The following is a 3,083-nucleotide window of genomic DNA, read 5'->3' as shown; positions in this document are numbered from 1 at the left end:
TGAAGGGAATCGCACCCGCGCATCGTCCTGTCCGATCATGGAGGCGTCGATGATGTCGGCGAGGCCTGCGTGCAGATCGGAGATCGTGGCTCCTGCATCGTAGGCTTCTCGGATGCGAACGATGAGGTCGTCGATGTCGGATACGTCGTCGCGGCCATCATCGCGGGCAGCATGGGGTTCTGACGCTAGCGTGGTCTTGGTCGAGCGTGAGGTCATGATGCCGGGCCTGTATGATCTGAGGGACGATGAGCGGGTACGCTGGTCGCAGGAGGTTTTGCAAATGTCCTCCGGGATCGTCGCAGCCGAAGAGACATGGTACCATGATCGCCCGTGATCCGAGGAGCGAGGATGCAGGACGGCGTGGATATGTCTCTGGTCGAGGCAGCAGCGGAACGAGGCTGCGATCTGTGCGAAGGTGATTTCTACGAGGGAGGCCGCCTCACGATACGAGGTGATGACGTCATCGCGGTTCTGTGTCGGGGATGCCTTGATGGCGACGTGGACGTCGTCAGCCGGAGCCTGCATTGATGCGCATGGGTCAGGGCGAAGAGCCTTGCGCCTGCCCCTTGTGTGCCGAAGACCTGCCCGAGGAGACCATGGATCGGCTGATGCTGTCAGCGGCCACGCAGGGGCCTCCAATGAACCGGGAGGAGTTCCTATCGTGGTTGCAATCTCTTCCGGGCGGGTAACGTACTTGGAGGGGTTTTTCGCATGCGGGGCGGGCTGCGATGGTCGGGATAAATAGAAGGTCATGACCACAACCACACGATCCCACGCCGCCCTGCGCTACGCCGAACTTCTGCGCGACACGTTCGCGTCCTTTGCTACCCGTTTCGAGATCGCGGATACCGTGATCATCGACCTGCGCAATGAACCCGCCCATCTTGCCGATGAACTGGGTGATGACATCGTCTTGTGGCGATGCCGACGGGGTATTCGCGCGAAGCGGCTCGACCGGCATGAACTCGGCATCGTGAAGTTCGGCTTCGAACACACTGAGGATGCTCAGCGCCTCCGGGATACCCTTTGGCCCTGATCGATCACCTCATGAGGTGATATCCACGCTCATGCCGAGATCGAGGTGAAGGGCACGGCGATGTGTCTGGTCCGAGCTAGAGCGTCGACGCCCCGACCGTCCTTCAGCCATAGTTCGTAGCCTCGCCATGCTCCCCCCAGATGGAGCCTTCGGGGCACCGTCGTCATAGAAAACACCGCGCTCGTCCGGCCAGATCGTCATGGCCATGGGGCGGCGTCCGAGATTACGGACTTACCACATCGTGCAGTCGACGATGACGATGCGCGCTGGTCTTCAGGGTGTGCTCTACGAACCCGGTCGTTGTTGTCGGTGGTGATCAGGACCCTGTCGTCAGAGAACCGTGGCGCGAGCATATCGTCCAGCATGCACGCTCTCTCAGTGCCCGGTCTCGCTCTCTGTGCCTTGATCGTCGAGGAAGGTGAGCATGCCGTCTTCCTCGACGGCCTCAAGGAATGCAGCGTAGGCCTGTTCGTCGGTCTCGAAGTAGTCTTCCCACACCGTCGACGTCCGGTTCTCGTTGACAACCTCCAGCACCCAGCGCGGGTCGGTATCGAGGCTGTAGATGCAGACCTCGACGGTGATCCCATCGCAGGTGAAGGTTCGGGAGAGCGGGGAGTCGATGAGGTTGGGTTCGTCGTCTGCCATGATGGTCTCCGAGGTGACCTGAGCGTTATACGTCAGGCCGCGAGCGCTCGATAGACCGAGGCTCGACCGATCCCCATGGTCTTGGCGATGGCCGTGGGGCCGAGACCTTGCGCGTGAAGTTCACGAACGCGTGCCGGGTCGATGGTTGCCGGACGTCCTTGGTAGACGCCACGGGCCTTGGCCGCCTCGATACCGCGCTGTTGACGCGCTCGGATGAAGTGCTTCTCGATGGAACCCACCATTCCGAACAGCGTGAGCATGATCTCGGACATCATGTCGGTTCCATCGAACCGGATGGCAGGGTCATGGATGCGAAGAACGGCTCCACGTTCGATCACGCGCTTGCCGATGGTGAGCAGGTCGCCGGTATCACGCGCGAGGCGATCCGGATGGAGGGCGAGGAGTTCGTCACCGGGTTCGAGGAGGCGGATCGCTGCATCGAGTTGATCCCGACCGGTGAGCTTCGAACCGTTGCCGACGTCGGTGAACACGACGATGGCCCCGAGCTTCTCCAGCATGGCCTTCTGCGACGTGATATCCTGCCCGACGTCAGTCGAGATGCGAGCGTATCCCAAGACCTTCCCCAACCGCTTCTCCTACAAATGTCTCGTGAGGGTCTAGACCATGGTCCGAGATCGTCTCGGAAGTGGTCACCGGGCCCATGTGGTACGTCATGGGTGTCTCGGGGCGTGTACCGCCTGAGGTTACCCAATGAGGCGCGAGATTCTCACGAACCGGCCATCAGGGCAAGTCGATGATATCGTGCGGAGAAGACGTGCCGAAGCGGTGTACCTGCATGACCATGGCGAGGCCCCGTCACGACGGGGCGCTCGGAAGGCTCGCCGGTTCTCTCTCCGCGCGGACGCGCTGCGGTCGACACCGACGTTCCTTCATCCACTTCGTGCTTCTGGGCCGAGGCGAACACGGACGGCGGATGGGTGGGGGTGCTTAGCGTATATTCCTCTTAATAAGGAACGTGGACACGTTAGCGCCCCCTTGGGGCTTCTCGATGGAATCGATGGAGGAAGGAGATGGCGACGTTCCCTTCACGCGGCCAGCGTGGAGGGCGGAAGACATCTTGGACGCGTGCCGTCGAGGCAGGCGGACATCACGACATGCACGAGAATAATGACTTCGGTCTGCCGGGTTCGGTACCATGCGCTCGTACGGCCAATACCCGGCCATAGAGGACTGACATGAATACCCAAGACTACGACGACGACCTGATGGCCGCCGTCACGAAATACCTTCCCGAGTTCGTTCCCTTGTTCCGTCGCGCCATCAAGGCACCGACATCGTATCTCGAAGCCCTGCTCGCCCAGAATGCCTTCGCGCATGGTCCCGAGAGAGAAATCGACGCCCAGTCGACCTACCACTGCATGGCGCGGGACAAGTACGTCCG

5 protein-coding genes are annotated in these 3,083 nt (G+C 61.2%); 2 read left to right on the top strand and 3 right to left on the bottom strand.

Going from position 1 to position 3,083, the window contains the following annotated elements; all coding sequences use genetic code 11:
• The coding region (locus MBENS4_RS25640) for a hypothetical protein (protein WP_144401091.1) at positions 1 to 216 on the bottom strand (216 nt) is incomplete at its 3' end.
• Positions 217 to 751: 535 nt separating this feature from the next.
• Between MBENS4_RS25640 and MBENS4_RS23575 the strand changes: the two genes are divergently transcribed.
• Positions 752 to 1,036 (top strand): hypothetical protein, encoded by a 285-nt coding sequence (locus MBENS4_RS23575; RefSeq protein ID WP_039396817.1) that lies wholly within the window; start codon positions 752 to 754, stop codon positions 1,034 to 1,036.
• Between the two features lie 375 nt (positions 1,037 to 1,411).
• On the opposite strand, the gene MBENS4_RS23570 is transcribed toward MBENS4_RS23575, so the two are convergent.
• The gene (locus MBENS4_RS23570) at positions 1,412 to 1,681 is read right to left on the bottom strand and encodes a hypothetical protein (protein WP_039396813.1); all 270 of its coding nucleotides are present in this window, start codon (positions 1,679 to 1,681) and stop codon (positions 1,412 to 1,414) included.
• 32 nt (positions 1,682 to 1,713) lie between these two features.
• Positions 1,714 to 2,256, bottom strand: coding sequence for a recombinase family protein (locus MBENS4_RS23565; protein ID WP_242405113.1), 543 nt, complete (start codon positions 2,254 to 2,256; stop codon positions 1,714 to 1,716).
• 621 nt (positions 2,257 to 2,877) lie between these two features.
• On the opposite strand from MBENS4_RS23565, the gene MBENS4_RS23560 reads away from it, so the two are divergent.
• Positions 2,878 to 3,083: hypothetical protein (locus tag MBENS4_RS23560; RefSeq protein WP_039396807.1), on the top strand; the 206-nt coding region annotated here is incomplete at its 3' end.

It is taken from the genome of Novosphingobium sp. MBES04 (assembly GCF_000813185.1).
In the GTDB taxonomy this organism is placed as follows: Bacteria; Pseudomonadota; Alphaproteobacteria; order Sphingomonadales; family Sphingomonadaceae; genus Novosphingobium; species Novosphingobium decolorationis.
The sequence above is the reverse complement of the archived record's forward strand: the minus strand, read 5'-3'. Positions and strand labels throughout refer to the sequence as shown.